Here is a 17,715-nt window from a genome sequence, read left to right as displayed (position 1 = left end):
CCCCGGGAGTCAGGCGGAGCGCTAGGGTGCGCGGCCCATGGTGCTGCCCGTCCGATTCGTCCTCATGCGCCCGCGCAACGCGGAGAACCTGGGCGCCGCCGCCCGAGCCCTGAAGAACTGCGGCCTGTCCGACTGGGCCTGGGTGACGCCGGAGGTGGAGGACCTGTCGCCCGCGCACCGGCTCGCGGTGCACGCGGAGGACGTGCTGGGTGGGGTGAAGCGGCCGGACACGCTGGAGGCGGCGGTGTCCGACTGCGTCTGGGTGGTGGGAACGAGCTCGCGCAAGGTGGAGGGCAAACGCCGCCTGTCGCCCCGGGCCGTGGGCGAGGAGCTGGTGGCCCGGGCGGCGCAGGGCCCGGTGGCGCTCGTCTTCGGGGATGAGCGCAGCGGGCTCACCAACGCGGAGGTGGAGCGCTGCCACGACCTGTCCGCGGTGCCCACCGCGCCGGAGCAGCCCTCCATCAACCTGGCGCAGGCGGTGCTGCTCTATGCCTACGAGGTGCGGATGGCGGCGCTCGCCGAAAGCGCGCCGCCGCCCGGGCCCCTGCCCCTGGCCGCCACCGACGCGGAGCTGGCCCGGGTGGAGGCGACGCTGGAGACGCTGCTGACCACGGGCGGCTTCCTGGTGGATGAACAGCCCGGACGCACGGCGGTGAGGGATCTGTTCGCGCCCCTGCGGCGCTCCCGGCTCACGCGGCATGAGGCCCGGCTGTGGCTGGCCGCGCTGCACACCGTGCGCAAGCACTTTCCTTCCCCCAAGGACGGAGACTGAGCAGGCAGGGGGACACCCCGATCCTCCGGGCAGGACCCCGGAGCGTCGCTACCTTTCCTGGAAACGTCGCGACACCCAGGGGAGGAGCACCGCGTGAACCACATGCCCTATGAATCGATGGTCGTGGGAGGCACCGAACCCGGCCCCGGCCAGCTGGCGCCGTCCCGCGAGGAGCGCCCGGAGGAACCCGGGCGTACGCCCCAGACGGCGGAGGACGGCGAGTTCGAGGACGAATCCCACCGCATGGCCGACGGCGACGAGCCCGGCCGCACGCCCGGCTCAGCGGAAGGCGAGGATCCAGACGAAGTCATCCGGAAGTAACCCCAACGCACGGCCGCCCCTCGCGGCTACAGTGCCGCGCCCATGCCTCGCAAGCCCGAACGGCCGCCGAAGTCGCCTCCCCGCCCCAACCGCTGGGAGGGCAAGGAGAAGCCGGACTGGCTGTCCCGGGCATTGGCCCGCGCCGGCGCCATGCCCCAGAAGGACGCGGAGGCCGCCATCAAGGCGGGCCGGGTGAGCATCAACGGCCACGTGGTGAAGACGCACCTGACGCCCGTGCCGCCCGACGCCGTCCTCAAGGTGGACGGCCTGCCGGTGCGCAAGGTGGCGCCCACGCACGTGCTCGCCTTCCACAAGCCCGCGGGCGTGCTGTCCTCCACCGCGCGCCAGCACCGCACCGGCACCGTGTTCGAGGTGCTCCTGCCCCAACTGCCCACGGAGCTCGCCAGCTTCACGTGGCACGCGGTGGGCCGGCTGGACGTGGACACCACGGGCCTGCTGCTCTTCACCAACGACGACAAGCTCGTCGCCCACGCCACGTCACCGGAGACGAACCTGCCCAAGCGCTACGTGGCCACGGTGTTCAGCATCGCGGACGAGGAGCGCGTGGCGCCGCTGCGCCAGGGGATGATGCTGGATGACGGCCCCGCCCGCCCCGCCCTCGTGCGCGTGCGCGACGAGAAGACGGTGGAGGTGACGCTGACGGAGGGCCGCCACCACCAGGTGAAGCGGATGCTGGGCGCCGTGGGGCTGCCCGCCCGCGCGCTCCACCGGGAGGCGGTGGGCGACATCGTCCTGGGCGACCTGCCCGAGGGCGGCTTCCGGCTGCTCACCGACGCGGAGGTCCGCGACAAGCTGCACTACACCGGCCGCGCGCCCGAAACCCAGGCAGCGGCCGCCCCCGAGTCCGAGGACGCCTGACGGGCCTCCGGGGTTGGGCTCCAGCGGTGCCTGGAAACACGCCCCCGCCGGGTGACTTCCCGGTTAGCGCGGCCCGCCGGAAGGGATAGGGTGCCGCGCATGGCGGACTTCGACCTGGTGGTCATCGGCTCTGGACCGGCCGGAGAGTGGGGCGCGATTCAGGCCTCGCTTTCGGGCAAGCGGGTGGCGGTGGTGGAGCGCGAGCCGGTGCTCGGCGGCACCGCGGCCAACACCGGCACCCTTCCCTCCAAGACGCTGCGGGAGACGGCGCTGCACCTGTCCGGCTTCAAGGCGCGCGGCCTCTACAGCGTGGACGCCACGCTGCGCCACGAAGCCACCGTCTCCGACTTCCTCTTCCGCGAGCGCCGCGTGAAGCAGATGGAGCGCGAGCGCATCCACAAGAACCTCCAGCGCCACGGCGTCACCGTGTTCCAGGGCAAGGGCTCCTTCCTGGACGCGAACACCGTGCAGGTGACCCACGATGGCGCCGTGGTGGCGAAGCTCTCCGCCCCCATCGTCCTCATCGCCACCGGCTCGTCGCCCTACCGCCCGCCGCTGTATCCCTTCGGCGATCCGCGCGTGCACGACTCGGATGAAATCCTGGACATCACCACCCTGCCCCGCACGCTGGTGGTGGTGGGCGGCGGCGTCATCGGCTGCGAGTACGCGTGCATGTTCGCCGCGCTCGGCATCCCGGTGACGCTGGTGGAGGTGAAGAACGAGCTCCTGTCCTTCCTGGACGCCGAAATCGGTCAGCTGCTGCGCGACTGCATGGAGACGCTGGGCGTGCGGCTGCGCCTGGGCCAGGTGGTGGAGTCCGCGCACGTGCCGGAGTCCCACGAGGAGCCCATCCGCCTGAAGCTGTCCACGGGTGAGGTGCTGGAGGCGGACCAGGTGCTGGTGGCCTCCGGCCGCACCTCCAACACCGCGGGCCTGGGCATCGAGGCGCTGGGCGTGAAGCAGGGCAAGCGCGGGCAGATTGAAGTCGGGCTCGCGTACCAGACGGCCGTGCCCCACATCTACGCGGTGGGCGACGTCATCGGGTTCCCGGCGCTGGCCTCCACGTCCATGGAGCAGGCCCGCATCGCGATGGAGCACGCCTTCGGGCCGGGGAAGCGCACGCTGACGCCCATCCTCCCCTACGGCATCTACACCATCCCGGAAGTCTCCATGGCGGGCGACACCGAGGAGTCCCTGCGCGCGCGCAGCATCCCGTACGTCGTCGGCCGCGCCACCTTCGACACCAACCCGCGCGGGCAGATCATCGGGGAGCGGCAGGGCCTCCTGAAGCTGCTCTTCCACCGCGACGACCTGAAGCTGTTGGGCGTGCACGTGCTGGGGGAGCAGGCCTCGGAGCTGGTGCACGTGGGTCTCACCGCGCTGCTCACCGGCTCCACCGCGCAGCTCTTCGTGGAGACCTGCTTCAACTACCCGACGCTGTCGGAGGCCTACAAGGCCGCCACCTACGACGCGTTGGACCAGGTGCGCGTCAGCAGCGCCTGATCCAACGCCGGAGCCTGGAAGCCCGCTTCAGCGCGACTTGAGGCTTCCCACCGTGAAGCCCGCCTCGCGCCGGGCCACCCGGTTCACGTCATCCGACGACACGCGGGCCAGCGGGGGCGCCACGGGCTGCTTCGAGGAAGCCTCCCGCGCGGCCGCGGGGGCCCCCCGGCCTGACGCGCCCTGCAGGAGCGAGCGGATCCGCTCCCAGCGCACCTTCTCCTCCGCCATGAGCTGCACCAGCTCCGCGCGGGCGGACGCGTCCGGCAGATCCGACGCCGCCGACGCCACCTTGTCCATGAAGGGCAGCAGGTAACCGAAGTCCCGGTCGAAATTGAGGGGGTTCGCCATGGGGGCACCTTAGCCGTGGTAGACGCGCGACGCGACGATGAGCCCGCCCCGGACCTCCAGCACCTCCGCCACCGGCAGGGGCGCCTCATGGGGGGCGTGCCGCAGGTACTCCATGAACACCCGGTCCCCGTCGGCGGTGAGGGCCGTCTCCTCGTACCGCAGGCCCGGCAGCCGGGCGATGGCGTCCTTCCACCACCGCTCCAGGGCCGGCCGGCCCACCAGGCGCCCTCCCGTTTCCGGGTGGAGGACGCGAATCTTGGGCGAGGTGTGCGTTGCATCCTCGGCGTACAGCGCCACCAGGGCCGTCACGTCGTGGGCGTTGAAGGCGCGCAGCCAGGCGCGGGCCAGGGAGAAGTTTTCGCTCGCGTTCATTGTTATGAAGCCTCAGCTGTAAGCAGATGGCGGAACGTAGGCGGATGTACGCCCCGCATCGTGCGGATTTGTCTGGTAACTGAGACCTGTGGGAAGTAAGGGCCCCGCCTGCTCTGTTCCCTCAGGCAATTTTTTCAAGAGAAGAAGGACCGGATCGTGGCCACCAGCGCAACCATCGAGAAGATTCGTAACATCGGTATCTCTGCCCACATCGACTCGGGCAAGACGACGCTCTCCGAGCGCATCCTGTTCTATACGGGCAAGATCCACGAGATCCACGAGGTCCGCGGCAAGGACGGCGTGGGCGCGATCATGGACTCGATGGACCTGGAGCGTGAGAAGGGCATCACCATCCAGTCCGCCGCCACGTACGCGATGTGGGGCGACTACAACATCAACCTCATCGACACGCCGGGACACGTGGACTTCACCATTGAGGTGGAGCGCGCGCTCCGCGTTCTCGACGGTGCCATCCTGGTGCTCTGCTCGGTGTCGGGCGTGCAGTCGCAGTCCATCACGGTGGACCGCCAGATGAAGCGCTACAAGGTTCCGCGCATCGCGTTCATCAACAAGATGGACCGCGCGGGCGCGAACTATGATCGCGTCGCCCTGCAGCTGAAGGAGAAGCTGGGCCACCACGCGGTGCGCCTCCAGTACCCCATCGGCGCCGAGGACCGCTTCCGCGGCCTCATCGACCTGCTGTCGATGAAGGCGTTCTACTTCGACGGTGAGAACGGCGAGAACATCCGTGAGGAGGACATCCCCGCGGACATGAAGGACGAGGCCGAGCTGCGCCGCGCGGAGATGATCGAAGGCGTCGCCAACGTGGACGACACGCTGGGCGAGGCGTTCCTGGAGAACCCGGACAGCATCACCGAGAAGCAGCTGCGTGAGGCCGTCCGCCGCGCCACCATCGCGCTGAAGATGACGCCGGTGATGTGCGGCTCCGCGTACAAGAACAAGGGCGTGCAGCTCCTGCTCGACGCGGTGTGCAGCTACCTGCCCAACCCCAAGGAAGCGACCAACGAGGCGCTCGACCAGAACAACAACGAGGCCAAGGTCATCCTGGAGTCGGATCCGGAGAAGCCCTTCGTCGGCCTCGCGTTCAAGCTGGAAGACGGCCGGTACGGGCAGCTCACGTACATGCGCATCTACCAGGGCAAGGTCACCAAGGGCGACTTCATCGTCAACCAGGTGAACCAGAAGAAGGTCAAGGTGCCGCGCATCGTGCGCATGCACTCCAGCCAGATGAACGACGTGAACGAGGCCACCGCGGGCGACATCGTCGCGCTGTTCGGCATCGAGTGCGCGTCGGGCGACACGTTCACCGACGGCACCGTGAAGTACACGATGACGTCCATGTTCGTTCCGGACGCCGTCATCTCGCTGGCCGTGGAGCCGAAGGATCGCACCAAGTCGACCAACTTCTCCAAGGCGCTCAACCGCTTCAACAAGGAAGACCCCACCTTCCGCGTGTCGCGCGACGAAGAGTCCGGGCAGACCATCATCCGCGGCATGGGTGAGCTCCACCTGGAAATCTACATCGAGCGCATGAAGCGCGAGTACGACTGCGAAGTGAAGGCCGGCAAGCCGCAGGTGGCCTACCGCGAGACCATCAGCCAGAAGGGCGAGTTCGCCTACACGCACAAGAAGCAGACTGGTGGTTCCGGTCAGTTCGCGCGCGTGTGCGGCTACGTGGAGCCCCTGCCCTCGGACGCCGTGCAGCAGTACGAGTTCGTGGACGACATCGTCGGTGGCTCCATCCCGCGCGAGTTCATCCCCGCGTGCGACAAGGGCTTCGCCGAGGCCGTGAAGAAGGGCAGCCTCATCGGCTTCCCCGTGGTGGGTCTGCGCGTGGTCATCAACGACGGCGCCTTCCACGCGGTCGACTCGTCTGAAAACGCGTTCAAGACGGCCGCCATCATGGGCTTCCGCGAGGGCTACTCCGCCGCGAAGCCCATCATCCTGGAGCCCGTCATGAAGGTGGAAGTCAGCGCGCCGGAGGAGTTCCAGGGCTCCGTCGTCGGTCAGCTGAACCAGCGCCGTGGCACCATCCTCAACACGGAGACGGCCGAGGGCTACCTCACGGCCGTGGCCGAGGTGCCGCTGAACACGATGTTCGGCTACTCCACCGACCTGCGCTCCGCGACCCAGGGCAAGGGCGAGTTCACGATGGAGTTCGCCAAGTACTCGCAGGTGCCGAAGAACGAGGCCGAGGCCCTGATGGCGACGTACAAGGAGAAGCAGGCCGCGGAGCAGGCCGCCCGCAAGTAGTCCGGGCTTCCCAGACGCCGCTCTGGCAGTAGGAAGGGCGCTCCCTCACTCAAGTGGGGGGCGCCCTTTCGCTTTTGACGCATCAACAAGAAGTCCCCCGCAGTCCCCTCCCCTTTCCCGAGGTTCTCCCCGTGACGCTGCTCCGCGCCGCCAATGTCCAGCTCGCCTTCGGCAGCCGCACCGTCTTCGAGGGCCTCACCTTCACCATCGAGGAGGGAGAGCGCGTGGGCCTCGTCGGCGTCAACGGCTCCGGCAAGTCCTCCCTGATGAAGATATTGGCCGGCGCCTCCAAGCCGGACCTGGGCGAGCTCCAGCTGCGCCGGGGCGCCCGTGTCACCTACCTGCCCCAGGAGCCGGAGTTCCCCGAGGGCGCCACCGTGCAGAGCGAGCTGGCCGTGTCCCAGGCCCCGCTCAAGGCGGCCCTGGACGCGCACGCGGAGCTGTCGCGCAAGCTGGAGGCGGACCCCGCCAACGCCACCGAGAAGATGCTGGAGCAGATGTCCGTGCTCAGTGACCGCATCGAACAGGCGGGCGGCTGGGACACCGAACACCACGCCAAGACGCTGCTGGACAGGCTGGGCGTGAAGGACTGGGACCGGCCCGTGTCGCAGCTGTCCGGCGGCCTGCGCAAGCGCGTGGCCATTGCCCGCGCGCTGCTCACGCGCCCGGACCTGCTGCTGTTGGACGAGCCCACCAACCACCTGGACGCGGACACCGTGGACTGGCTGGAGGATGAGCTCGACAAGCTGCCCGGCGCGCTGCTGCTGGTGACGCACGACCGCTACTTCCTGGACGACCTGGTGGACCGCATCGTGGAGATCCAGCCCGGCGGCGGACTCGTCTCCTACCCCGGCAACTACGCGGCCTACGTGGAGCAGAAGCTGGTCGCGCAGGAGAACGCGGAGACGGCGGAGCACAAGCGCGGGCGCTGGATTGCCCAGGAAGTGGCGTGGCTGCGCAAGGGCCCGGAGGCGCGGCGCACCAAGAGCAAGGCGCGCATCGAGCGGGCGCAGAAGCTGCTCGCGGAGAAGGGCTTCCAGCGTCCCAAGGTGGCGGACCTGCGCGTGGTGGCGGCGCCCCGGCTGGGCCACACCGTCATCGAGGCGGAAGGCCTGAAGAAGTCCTTCGGGGACCGCAAGGTGCTGGACGGCGTGGACTTCCGCCTCCAGCGCGGCGAGCGCGTGGGCTTCCTGGGGCCCAACGGCGTGGGCAAGACGACCTTCCTGCGCGTGATGCTGGGTGAAATCCCGGCGGACGAGGGGAAGCTCGTCATCGGGAAGAACACCAAGGTCGCCTATTACGATCAGCAGCGCGCCCAGTTGGATCCGGACCAGACGGTGTACGACGCGGCCTCCAACGGCGAGGACCACGTGGAGCTGGCGGACCGGAAGGTGGCCCTGCGCGACTACCTGGAGGACCTGCTCTTCCCGGTGCCCATGCAGCGCATGAAGGTGGGCGCGCTGTCCGGCGGCGAGCGCAACCGGCTGCTGCTGGCGCGCCTGTTCCTGGAGGGCGCCAACGTGCTGGTGCTGGACGAGCCCACCAACGACCTGGACATCGTCACCCTCAACATCCTGGAGCGGCTGCTCCTGGACTTCGCGGGCAGCACGCTGCTGGTGACGCACGACCGCTACTTCCTCGACAAGGTGGCCACCGCCATCCTCTCCTTCGACGGCCAGGGCAAGGTCACCCGCTACGAGGGCAACTACGACATGTACAAGCGGCTGCGCGAGCAGTCGCAGGCCGCCGCCCTCAAGGCCGCCCAGGCAAAGAAGAACGAGCCGAAGAAGGACGAGCCGAAGAAGGACGAGCCTCCGCGCGCGGAAGCACCCGCGAAGACCGCGCCGAAGAAGACGGTCAAGCTCTCCTACAAGGACCAACGCGAACTGGACGGCATGGAGGCCACCATCGAGGCCGCCGAACAGCGCAAGGCCAGCCTGGAGGCCCAGATGGCCGACCCGAACGTCTACAGCAACGGCTCCAAGGCGGCGGAAGTCCAGCAGTCATTGGACGCCACCACCGCCGAGGTGGAACGGCTCTATGCGAGATGGCAGGAGTTGCAGGACCTGGCTGCCGGCGGGGCCTGAGACGCGGCGCCCGCGCCTCAGAGTGTGAGAGGTTGCGTCAGTCGTTGCGCACGGAATCCGATACGCGAATGCCCTCGCGAAGGATTTCCGGAACGGGGCCGCCGGACTAGAGTCTCGCGGCGCAGGTCCACCTGTCTCGCATTCCCGTATCAGGAGTCATCACGTGCTCCGTCCGGCCTCTGTACTTGCCGCCGCCGCGCTGTTCACCCTGCCGCTGACGGCCCACGCGCTGGAAAGCGGTCCCAAGGGGCCTCTGCCCCAGTTTGACCTGCAACGACTGCGATTGGACCCGGGTGCGCTGGGTTCGCTGGTGGTGGGGACGGGCCGGACACTGGCACCAGGGCAGCTCCGGGTGGGGTTGAACTACCACTACGAGCAGTTGCCCATGCATTTCCAGACGCGCTGGGAGCCAGGCGAGGGCACGGGCCTCGTCGAGAACAAGATGACCGCGCATCTGACCTTGGGCTACGGCGTGCTGTCGTGGCTGGACGTCGGGGCGGAGCTGCCCTTCATCCTGATGCAGGGCGGAAAGCCCACGCTGGAGTACGCGCCGCCCAAGACGGGAGGGCTCGCCACGCCGTGGCTGACCGCTCGCGCGGCCGTGCTGCGCCAGTCCATGGGCGCGCCCATCAACATGGGCGTGGCGCTGACGGCGGGCCTGCCGGTGGGCAGCCGCACGGCGCAGGCGCACGAGGACTACGCGTGGCATCCACGTCTGCAATTGGGCTACGTGGGTGAAGGCTTCCAGGTGGGCGGCGAGGCAGGGGTGTTCCTGCGCAAGCGCCAGGACCTGCGGCCCGTGTCCTACGCGGATGGCGACATCCTGGGCAATGAGCTGCGATTGGGCGCCACGGTGACGTCGCGGGGCGGCGAGGTGACGCGCGGCGAGGTGAGCGTGGTCGCCGGCGTGCCGTTGCAGGGGGGACAGGTGGGCGCGGAGCTGCTCATCGCCATCCGCCGCCATGCCCTGTCCAGCCTGGACCTGTATGTGATGGGCGGCCCGGGCGTGGGCGCGGGATTGGACACGCCCACCTTCCGCTTCGTCGCGGGCCTGTCCTGGGCCACCAGCAAGGTGGACTGACAGGCCCGCCTTCGCGTCACTTCGGCATGAAGCCGAAGGCCTTCACCATCGCGATGGCGATGCCCAGCAGGCTCTCGCCCGCGATGAAGCCGGAGCTGACGGGCAGCACCGCGTCGTCGGCCAGCTTCGGCTTCACCCGGCGCAGCAGCGCCGCCAGCGCCGAGCCCACGAAGAGGCTGATGGAGCTGGAGCCCGGGATGACGATGGCCAGCCCCAGGCCGGACGCCGTGGGGATGAAGGCCTTCGCCTTCGGCGGGGCCCACCGATCCAACAGCACCAGCGTGATGCCCAGGAGCGTTCCACACAGGGCGCCCACGCGCGCGGTGGGGTGCAGCGCGGACACGCCGGTGGCCAGCATCTTGGACACGCCGGCCCACACCATGGACGCGGGCGCGGGGAACTGCTCCGTGCCCAGCACGTCCGCGGACGGCACCAGCAGGTTGAAGACGGGCACGATGACGATGGCGCCCGCGACGACGCCGAACAACTGCGCGAAGAACTGCTGACGCGGCGCCGCGCCCAGGAGCCACCCGGACTTCAGGTCCGTGAGCAGGTCCGCCGAGTGCAGCCCCACGCCGCCCGTGGCATTGGCGCTCATGATGTTCGCGGGGATGTTGCCCGGAGCGAGCGCGCCGAAGATGAGCTGGGTGACGGGGCCCAGCGCCTTGGTGGGCGTGGTGTCCGTCTCCCCCGTCACGCGCGAAGCGATGACGCCCATCACCACCGCCAGCGGCAACGCGAGCACGCCGGCCCACCACGGAATCTGGAACAGGTAGGCCATCAGGAAGACGGCCACCGGGCCCAGGAGCACGAAGCCCAGGGGGAACCACGCCGGGGGGCACTCGATGTCCGCGAGTGGATCCTCCTTCGCGTCCTCCTTCGGCTTGCGCCCCACGAGCCCGCCCAGCGCGGAGAAGGAGCGCACCACGCTCTTCCACTGGAAGGCGAACGACAGCAGGCCCGACGACACCAGCACCGCGGAGCCCGTCCACAGCGCCCAGCCGTTGATGGCCTTGTACGTCACCTCCGGGATGACGCCCTGGGTGAACATCTCCGGCGCGAGGAAGCCGTAGGTGAGGAAGGCGCCCAGCAGCATCGACCAGCCGGTGCGGAAGTTCACCAGCGCGCCCGCGCCGATGAGCAGCAGGCTGAAGTCGAACGACAGCGACCACTTGCCGGCCTCACGGCCCAGGATGTTGAACGGCAGGCTCACCTTCTCCGGCAGGTTCTTGAGCCACGTGAAGCGCGCGTCGCGCACCAGCACCAGCAGCGCGCCCACGAGCCCCGCGAACCCCAGCAGGCGCGACTTCTGACGGGCCACCTCGCCGTGGCCGTGCAGGGCGCGGATGGTCTCCGCAGTGGCGGTGCCGGTGGGGAACGGGAGCGCTTCGATGTTGATGAGCTGGCGCTTGATGGGAATGGCGGCGAACACGCCCAGCGCGGAGATGACGCCGAACCACACCATCAGCCAGCCCGCGGACGGCAGCGTGCCGGTGAGCATCAGCAGCGCGGGCACCGCGGCCATGTTGCCGCCGCCCGTCATGTAGCCGGCCGCGGACGCCACGGAGCCCATGGCGTTGTTCTCCAGGTCGGTGAACTCCTTCGTGAGCAACCGGAGCGAGCGCAGCGTGCCGAACACCGCGAAGCCCAGGATGCACGCGGTGATGGTGACGCCCAGACTCCAGCCCGTCTTGAGGACGACGTAGAGGTTGGACAGGCACATCACCGCGCCAATGAGCATCCCTGCGATGATGGCGCGCACGGTGAGCTGCCGCGCGCCGCCCTGGTAGACGTGCTCCTTCCAGTACCGCTCCGGATCCATCGCCGCGGAGGCACCGGGCCGCTCCGGGACGGCGTCAGGGTCGGGCGCGGGGACGCGAAGCTGGCTGGGGTTCGGGACGGGAGGAGCCATGGGGGCGCGAAGATAGTGCACGCCCCCACGGAGTACGAAACGGTCCCTGCGTTCGGACGGCGCCTTTACGCGTGCGCGCCGCCGGGCCCGTGCACGTGGCCGTGGGTGAGCTCCTCCTGCGTCGCGTCACGCACTTCGCGCACGGTGACATCGAAGTGGAGCGTCTTGCCCGCGAGCGGATGGTTCAGGTCCACCACGACGGAGTCGTCGTTGACGGTCTGGATGCGCAAGGGGACGTTGCCATCCTCCGTCTGGGCCATCAGCGTCTGGCCCACCTGGGGCGTGAAGCCCGGGGGCAGCATCGTGCGGGGGACGGTGCGCAGCCCTTCGGGGTTGTGCTGGCCGTAGCCCTGCTCCGGGGTCACCACCACCTGCTTGCTCTCCCCGACGTCCAGTCCGTCCAGGGCGCCCTCCAGGCCGGGGACGATCTGCTTGTGCCCGTGCAGATAGGCGAGCGGCTGGCCCGGGGCGCTCTGGTCGATGACCTCTCCGTCTCCCAGATGGAGGCGGTATTCGAGCGCGACGACGCGACCGTTGGCGATCTTCATGCGGAGGAAGCTCCTTGGCTTCAGGGACGGCGGAGTGAGACTTCGGGCAAAGGTGGAACCGGTGGACGGCGACGTCAGGACGCGGGGGACTCCGCTGCTTCCTCGGCGACCGGACGGTCGGGCGGCTCCCCGCGCGCCACGTACACCGCGGCGGCCAGGTCCCCGGTGACGTTGAGCGTGGTGCGGCACATGTCCAGGAAGCGGTCCACGCCGAGGATGAGGCCCAGGCCCTCCACGGGGATGTTGAACATGCCGAGGATCATCGCGATGACCGGGATGGAGCCCGCCGGTACGCCCGCGGTGCCGATGCCCGCCAGCACGCAGATGAACATGATGACTGCCTGCTGCCCCAGGCCCAGCGGTACACCGTAGACCTGCGCGAGGAAGAGGACGGTGACGCCCTCGAAGAGCGCGGTGCCGTTCTGGTTCATCGCGGAGCCGGCGGTGAGCACGAAGCGCGACACGTTGCGCGGCAGGTGGAGGTTCTCCTCGGCCACCTTGAGGGCGGTGGGCAGCGTGGCGCTGGAGGAGGACGTGGAGAAGGCGGTGACGATGGCGAGCCGGCAGGAGCGGAAGAACTCCAGCGGGTTGCGGCCGCCCAGGAAGCGCACGGACAGCGAGTAGACGACGAACATGTGGATGCCCAGCGCCAGCAGCACCACGCCCACGTACGACGCCAGCTGTCCCAGGATGTGGAAGCCCAGCCGCGCCGTCATGGAGAACAACAGCGCGCCCACGCCGATGGGCGCCAGCTTCAGCACCCCGTCGATGAGCTTCATCATCACGTCGTAGAGGCCCTGGATGAGCTCCTTGAGCCGCTGCGCGGGTTCGCCCGGGGTGAGCGCCAGCCCCAGGCCGAAGATGAGCGAGAAGACGATGAGGCCAATCATGTCCCCGTCCGCCGCGGCCTTGATGGGGTTGGTGGGCACCATGGACATGAAGAGCGCGCCCACGGACGTGTCCCCGGGGGGCGGCGCGGCCTTGATCTGCGTGCCCGTGCGGGCCAGGGCGCGGGCCTCGTCGCTCAGGCCGTCTCCGGGCCGGAGCGTGTTGACGAGCAGCAGGCCGATGAAGACGGAGATGACGGAGAAGACGACGGTGTAGCCCAGCGTGCGCGCGCCCAGGCGGCCCACCTGCTTGAGATCCAACTCCGCCACGCCGACGACGAGCGCGGAGAACAGCAGGGGTACCACGAGCATCAGCAGCAGCCGGATGAAGAGCTGCCCCACGGGGTTGGTGACGTGTTCGACGAAGCCCCGGAGCCAGGGAGCGTCCCCGAACACGGCGTTGGCGACGAGCCCGGCCACCGCGCCGACGGAAATGCCGAGGAGCATCTTCTGGTGGGGCTTCATAGGGCGCGAAGCCTAGCGGTGAAAGGAGGTGGCGCCCACCTCGCGTTCGGGGGAAAGCTCCGGCCCACCGTGGAATCCCTTGTCCAGCTCACCGAGACCGCCCTGCCCCCTTCCCTCTTCCACCGGCTGTCGCGGCGCGTGGGAGCGCTCAAGGGCGAGCGCCTGCGCCACACGTACCAGACGACGTTCTGGTACGCCTTCGGACCGCCCCAGAACGTGGTGGAGGAGGTCATCCACACGCTGCGCCCGTCGGTGGCGAAGGGGCGGAAAATCGCCGGCGTGGAGTGGTGGCTGTCGCGCATGCGGGCCACGGACGTGCGCGTGGACTTCCACCAGGACCGGGATGAGCGGCTGGCGCTGAGCACGGGGAAGCTGGTGCACCCGAAGCGCTCGTCGGTGTTGTTCCTCAACCGGGTGCGGGGCGGAGCGCTGGCGGTGACGCGGGAGCTGCCGTCCGCGGCGAACCCGTCGCTCGCGCCGGACCGGCTGGAGGACCTGACGCTGGTGGCGCCGCGTCCCAACCGGCTGGTGGTGTTCGACGGGACGCTGACGCACGGGGTGCTGGACGCGGACAACCAGGTGCCGGACGGGAAGCTGCCGGGGCCTTCGCGTGAGCGCAGGACGCTGGTGATGAACTGGTGGGACCACCGTCCCACCGACGTGCCCACGTGGAGCGAGACGCGCTACTACCGGGCGCTGGCCATCTGACGGGCGGTGTCGCGCAGGCGCTGGGTGACGCGGTCGGCCCACTCGGGTTCGACCTCCATGCAGGCGGGGCGGCGGCCCAGGCGCAGGGCGGCGGAGGGCATGGAGCCGCTGCCGGCGAACGGATCCAGCACGGTGTCCCCCGGGCGGCTCCAGGTGCGCACGAGCGGCTCCAGCACGGAGAAGGGCTTGTGGTGCGGGTGGCCGCCCCACTGCGTGGCCTCCGCGTCGTCGTCATAGCCGCCGACCACGGCCCACACGGTGGGCGCATCGCCGGGGGCAAGGGGCGGCGCGGGCGTGCGGGCGATGACGAGGGCGACCTCGTAGACGCGCAGCAGTTGCTCGTTGGCGTTCTTGTCGGTGGTGCGCTTGCCCCAGACGTATTCGCCGCGCAGGTGGGGATAGCCCAGCTCGCGGGCGGCGCTGAGGATGGGCTCCTTGCCGAGCAGGTTGGTCCAGATGATGAGCGGCGCGTCGGGGGTGAGGTGCGCGACGGCGCGGGACAGCCAGGCGTCGGAGAAGACGCGGTAGTCGCGCACGGACTCGAAGCGGACGATGGGGTTGCGGTCGATCTTCTTGTGCGCGCGGGGGTCGCGCAGGTCACCGCCCTTGCGACGCCGGGTGAGCAGGCAATAGGGGGGATCGGTGTGGAGCAGGGAGGCGCGCGTGTCGCCGAGGGCGGCCCGGTAGCCCTCGGGCTCGCGCGCGTCGGCGCGGAAGCAGCGCAGCGATTCGGGCGTCAGGTCGGAGGTCATCGTGTGGAGTGGAACCCTACACGGCGGGGCGGCCGGGATGGGGACGCGGATGGTGGGAATTCTGGTACGCGGGGGCATGCGCTTGCGGTCCACCACGGCCCTGCTGGGCCTGTTGCTTCTCTCAGGGTGTCAGTCCACGGGGGCGGGCCGGACGCGGCGCGAACTCAAGCAGTCGATGGACTCGGGCTCGAACGCTTGTCGGCAGAATCCGGTGTACTGCACCCGGGTCGCGGGCGAGGAGACGGTCCTGCCCATGAGCATCCGAGCCACCGCCCAGGCGGGGGCATCCGCGGCAGGCGCACTCAAGGTGATGGACGAGGCGGCGCGAGCAAGGGTCCGCCAGATCGTGGAGAAGTGCGCGAATGAGGCCGACTGGGAGGTGAACGACCAACACCTCGCGGGACAGACGCCCACCCTGGAGCAGTGCCAGGAAAAGCTGGGAAAGGACGCGTCGGGACAAGCCATCACCCGGGGCATGTGGCTGGGTCAGATGAAACATGAAGCAGCCGCTCGCTGCGTCCAGGCACGCTTGTCCGCCGAACGTCCGGGTGGGTTCAGTCTGGAGCCGCGCTACCGGTACGATTTCAACACGAAGGTGCTCGAACTGATCAGCGCCGCCACGGAGCAAGAACTCATCCGGACCGGACGCACGGGAGCGCTCAGGGGCACACTGGTTCCGGATGTGGTCATCCACTCCGGAAATCCGCTGCGGGCCGAGGCGGTCTTCGACTTCAAGTTCCCCTGCCCTGTTGGGGGCGAATCACGCTGGCACAAATATCCGGAAGGACATCCTTTCGAAAAATACAATCAGGGGCAGGCTTATGAACTGGCACTGCAAGCCCCGGCGTTTCGAGTCTCACCCATTCTGGGAGCCTATCCATGAGCGGAAACATTCCCTCCGTGCAGGTCATTGCCAGAACGGGGTCCTTGATTCTGAAGGAAGGGCTCAGCATCTGTTTCTACATGCACGCTTCCCATCACGAGGTGGCGGCATCCGTGGACCAGACACTCGAAGTCTATCTGCAAGCCATCGGCCGATTCGCGCTCACGTGGTATCCAGACAACGAAGGCGAATGGCAGCCGCTGGATGATTCCTCCCTGGAAAACGTCCGCCAAGAACTGCTGAAACATCCAGCGCCTCTCATCCTGATGAGGGACAGCACCGGAAGTCTTGAAGCATATCAGTTCCAGTACCGGGGCGTCGTTCTGGAGCCTCCGTTCTTGGCCCATACGCCACCGGAGCGCCACGCCTGCGCGGTCTCCTTTTGGCTTCCAGCCAGCTACCTTCAGTCACAAGGTGTCGGGCCGTTTCGCGACCTCGCGGTGTCGCTCGCGCGCTTGCTGCCCTTCAACTCGGGCCATGCGGGGCCGTCCTTCCATGCCTGGTTGGGAATGGAACCCCTGACGCAACAGATGTTCGACCTGGGCCTCCGCTACCCGGGGATGGACATCCCGGATGAACACAACAACGCGTACTCCGTGGGCGACCGGCTCCAGGGCATCCACTGGATGAACTTCCTGGGCCCGCCCGTCCTGGGCGCACTGGGCGGCTCGGACGGCTTGCGTGCCCGGCTCTCCCATCCAGGCACCTGCGTGCAGCCGCTCGGGGAGGACCGTGCGGTGGTCACCCTGGGGGACGCACCCGACGCGGGCGATACATCCCAGGGAAACGTGTTGCCCGCATACCGTGAGCTGGCGCGGGTCCTGGGACCCTGGCTGACGTCTCGCGAAGCAGCGCGCCCCTACCGTGAGAACGAGGCCCTGCGCCGCTGGGAGCGCCGGTTCCTCGACTGAGCCGGAGGCCCTGGCTTCACTCGAACGCCATGTTGGTGAACAGCGCGCTGCGCGTTCCTGCCGCATCCCAGATCTTCAGCGAGTAGATCCCAGGCATGGAGGGCGTATTCACCTCGAACTCCACGGTCACTTTCGCATTCGCCTCGGACGCTGCTGGCGCGGATTGCCAGGGTGTCAGCCCTTCCCAAGCATGCCCTTTGCCATCAAGCAGCACCGTGCGCCCGACGATCCATGGCAAGCCCTCGGTCAATCGCAACTCAAAATGGATGGCCCGCCTTGACCCCGCGCGGTACCTCACGCTTTTCTCGATGGACAAAGGACACGGTTGTTCACAGGGCACTCGATGGATGCTCGAGGACACCGTGATGACTGTCACCGGACCCGTGCCCAACACGAAGCCGCGGAACCCATCCAGCCTGTCAGGAACCGTCGCCAGCTCTCGCTTGTCCCCCTGGCGCAAGCGCTCCAGTTCCACGCGCAACTGCTCCGCTTCCTGACGGTAGGACTCCGCGGAGCGGGACCGCCGGTAGACTTCGACCTGCCGGTCCACCGCCTCGTCCTTGACCTGAAGGGTCAGCACCAGACGCGCGGGGACGCTCGCATCCTTGTAGGGAATGGACACCTTCAGGGTTTCTCCCAGGCGCAACTCCCTGGAGGGAACGAGCACCAGGAGCGCGTTGCCCGTGCTCACCCGAGCGAACTGTGCGCGCCCTTCCAGGCTCACCTGGTCCTGCTGGATGTCGGCGTCGAACAGCAGGGTCGTGCTCAGCCCCAAGCCAATCCGGATGGGCCTCGCCAGGGTTCCTTCCGGGCCCACCTCCACACGGAGAACCTCCCCTGCATCCCCCTTCTCCTCCTGATGGGGAGCAGCCGCCAGGAGGCACGTCGACCAGAGGAGGACCGGGAGCGCTACGGACAGACAGGAGGGCACGGTGTGGAGGGCTCCTCGAACCGGGGCAACAGGGGCCTCCCTGTTTACCACGAGGCTCGTCCGATGCCCCCTACCCCACGA

The 17,715-nt window shown here is 68.7% G+C and carries 17 protein-coding genes; 10 read left to right on the top strand and 7 right to left on the bottom strand.

Going from position 1 to position 17,715, the window contains the following annotated elements; all coding sequences use genetic code 11:
* Positions 1–37: 37 nt before the first annotated feature.
* The 4 genes from D7X74_RS27290 (at position 38) to sthA (ending at position 3,475) form a co-directional block, all read left to right on the top strand.
* A complete protein-coding gene (locus tag D7X74_RS27290; RefSeq protein WP_120535936.1) occupies positions 38–772 on the top strand; it encodes an RNA methyltransferase in 735 nt (244 codons plus the stop codon).
* 102 nt (positions 773–874) lie between these two features.
* Positions 875–1,093, top strand: a complete 219-nt coding sequence (locus D7X74_RS27285; protein ID WP_120535939.1) for a hypothetical protein — start codon at positions 875–877, stop codon at positions 1,091–1,093.
* Positions 1,094–1,135: 42 nt separating this feature from the next.
* Entirely contained in the window at positions 1,136–1,972 is an 837-nt protein-coding gene (locus tag D7X74_RS27280) for a pseudouridine synthase (RefSeq protein ID WP_120535935.1), read from the top strand.
* Positions 1,973–2,071: 99 nt separating this feature from the next.
* Entirely contained in the window at positions 2,072–3,475 is a 1,404-nt protein-coding gene (gene sthA / locus D7X74_RS27275) for a Si-specific NAD(P)(+) transhydrogenase (RefSeq protein WP_120535938.1), read from the top strand.
* A 27-nt stretch (positions 3,476–3,502) separates the two neighbouring features.
* Here sthA and D7X74_RS27270 read toward each other — a convergent pair whose 3' ends face one another.
* The gene (locus D7X74_RS27270) at positions 3,503–3,823 is read right to left on the bottom strand and encodes a hypothetical protein (RefSeq protein WP_120535934.1); all 321 of its coding nucleotides are present in this window, start codon (positions 3,821–3,823) and stop codon (positions 3,503–3,505) included.
* Positions 3,824–3,832: 9 nt separating this feature from the next.
* On the bottom strand, positions 3,833–4,195 hold the full coding sequence (locus D7X74_RS27265; protein WP_120535933.1) for a nuclear transport factor 2 family protein: 363 nt from the start codon (positions 4,193–4,195) through the stop codon (positions 3,833–3,835).
* A gap of 156 nt (positions 4,196–4,351) precedes the next feature.
* On the opposite strand from D7X74_RS27265, the gene fusA reads away from it, so the two are divergent.
* The 3 genes from fusA to D7X74_RS27250 all read left to right on the top strand — a co-directional run bounded on the left by fusA (position 4,352) and on the right by D7X74_RS27250 (position 9,637).
* Positions 4,352–6,469: an elongation factor G gene (gene fusA / locus D7X74_RS27260; protein ID WP_120535932.1), complete on the top strand. Its 2,118-nt coding sequence runs from the start codon at positions 4,352–4,354 to the stop codon at positions 6,467–6,469.
* Positions 6,470–6,600: 131 nt separating this feature from the next.
* Positions 6,601–8,556 carry an ABC-F family ATP-binding cassette domain-containing protein gene (locus tag D7X74_RS27255; RefSeq protein ID WP_120535931.1) on the top strand — a complete coding sequence of 652 codons (1,956 nt, stop codon included), beginning with the start codon at positions 6,601–6,603 and terminating at the stop codon, positions 8,554–8,556.
* 163 nt (positions 8,557–8,719) lie between these two features.
* Entirely contained in the window at positions 8,720–9,637 is a 918-nt protein-coding gene (locus D7X74_RS27250; protein ID WP_120535930.1) for a flagellar motor protein MotB, read from the top strand.
* A 16-nt stretch (positions 9,638–9,653) separates the two neighbouring features.
* On the opposite strand, the gene D7X74_RS27245 is transcribed toward D7X74_RS27250, so the two are convergent.
* From D7X74_RS27245 to D7X74_RS27235, 3 genes are all read right to left on the bottom strand, one after another.
* Positions 9,654–11,549 carry an OPT family oligopeptide transporter gene (locus D7X74_RS27245; protein ID WP_120535929.1) on the bottom strand — a complete coding sequence of 632 codons (1,896 nt, stop codon included), beginning with the start codon at positions 11,547–11,549 and terminating at the stop codon, positions 9,654–9,656.
* Positions 11,550–11,614: 65 nt separating this feature from the next.
* Positions 11,615–12,097, bottom strand: coding sequence for a peptidylprolyl isomerase (locus D7X74_RS27240; RefSeq protein ID WP_120535928.1), 483 nt, complete (start codon positions 12,095–12,097; stop codon positions 11,615–11,617).
* 74 nt (positions 12,098–12,171) lie between these two features.
* A complete protein-coding gene (locus D7X74_RS27235) occupies positions 12,172–13,449 on the bottom strand; it encodes a dicarboxylate/amino acid:cation symporter (RefSeq protein ID WP_120535927.1) in 1,278 nt (425 codons plus the stop codon).
* A 69-nt stretch (positions 13,450–13,518) separates the two neighbouring features.
* On the opposite strand from D7X74_RS27235, the gene D7X74_RS27230 reads away from it, so the two are divergent.
* Positions 13,519–14,157, top strand: coding sequence for a hypothetical protein (locus tag D7X74_RS27230; protein ID WP_120535937.1), 639 nt, complete (start codon positions 13,519–13,521; stop codon positions 14,155–14,157).
* On the opposite strand, the gene D7X74_RS27225 is transcribed toward D7X74_RS27230, so the two are convergent.
* On the bottom strand, positions 14,136–14,909 hold the full coding sequence (locus D7X74_RS27225) for a DNA methyltransferase (protein WP_120535926.1): 774 nt from the start codon (positions 14,907–14,909) through the stop codon (positions 14,136–14,138). The two genes, D7X74_RS27230 and D7X74_RS27225, sit on opposite strands and share 22 nt — an antisense overlap.
* Before the next feature lie 253 nt (positions 14,910–15,162).
* On the opposite strand from D7X74_RS27225, the gene D7X74_RS27220 reads away from it, so the two are divergent.
* On the top strand, positions 15,163–15,792 hold the full coding sequence (locus D7X74_RS27220; protein WP_147446690.1) for a hypothetical protein: 630 nt from the start codon (positions 15,163–15,165) through the stop codon (positions 15,790–15,792).
* Positions 15,789–16,703 (top strand): type VI immunity family protein, encoded by a 915-nt coding sequence (locus D7X74_RS27215; protein ID WP_120535924.1) that lies wholly within the window; start codon positions 15,789–15,791, stop codon positions 16,701–16,703. The genes D7X74_RS27220 and D7X74_RS27215 overlap by 4 nt, the downstream gene beginning before the upstream one ends.
* Positions 16,704–16,719: 16 nt before the next feature.
* On the opposite strand, the gene D7X74_RS27210 is transcribed toward D7X74_RS27215, so the two are convergent.
* Positions 16,720–17,634, bottom strand: coding sequence for a DUF2381 family protein (locus tag D7X74_RS27210; protein WP_158620435.1), 915 nt, complete (start codon positions 17,632–17,634; stop codon positions 16,720–16,722).
* Positions 17,635–17,715: the final 81 nt, after the last annotated feature.

The sequence above is a fragment of the Corallococcus sp. CA047B genome, from assembly GCF_003612065.1.
Taxonomy (GTDB): domain Bacteria; phylum Myxococcota; class Myxococcia; order Myxococcales; family Myxococcaceae; genus Corallococcus; species Corallococcus praedator.
Note: the sequence above shows the minus strand (reverse complement) of the source record. Positions and strands in the feature narration are given on the sequence as shown.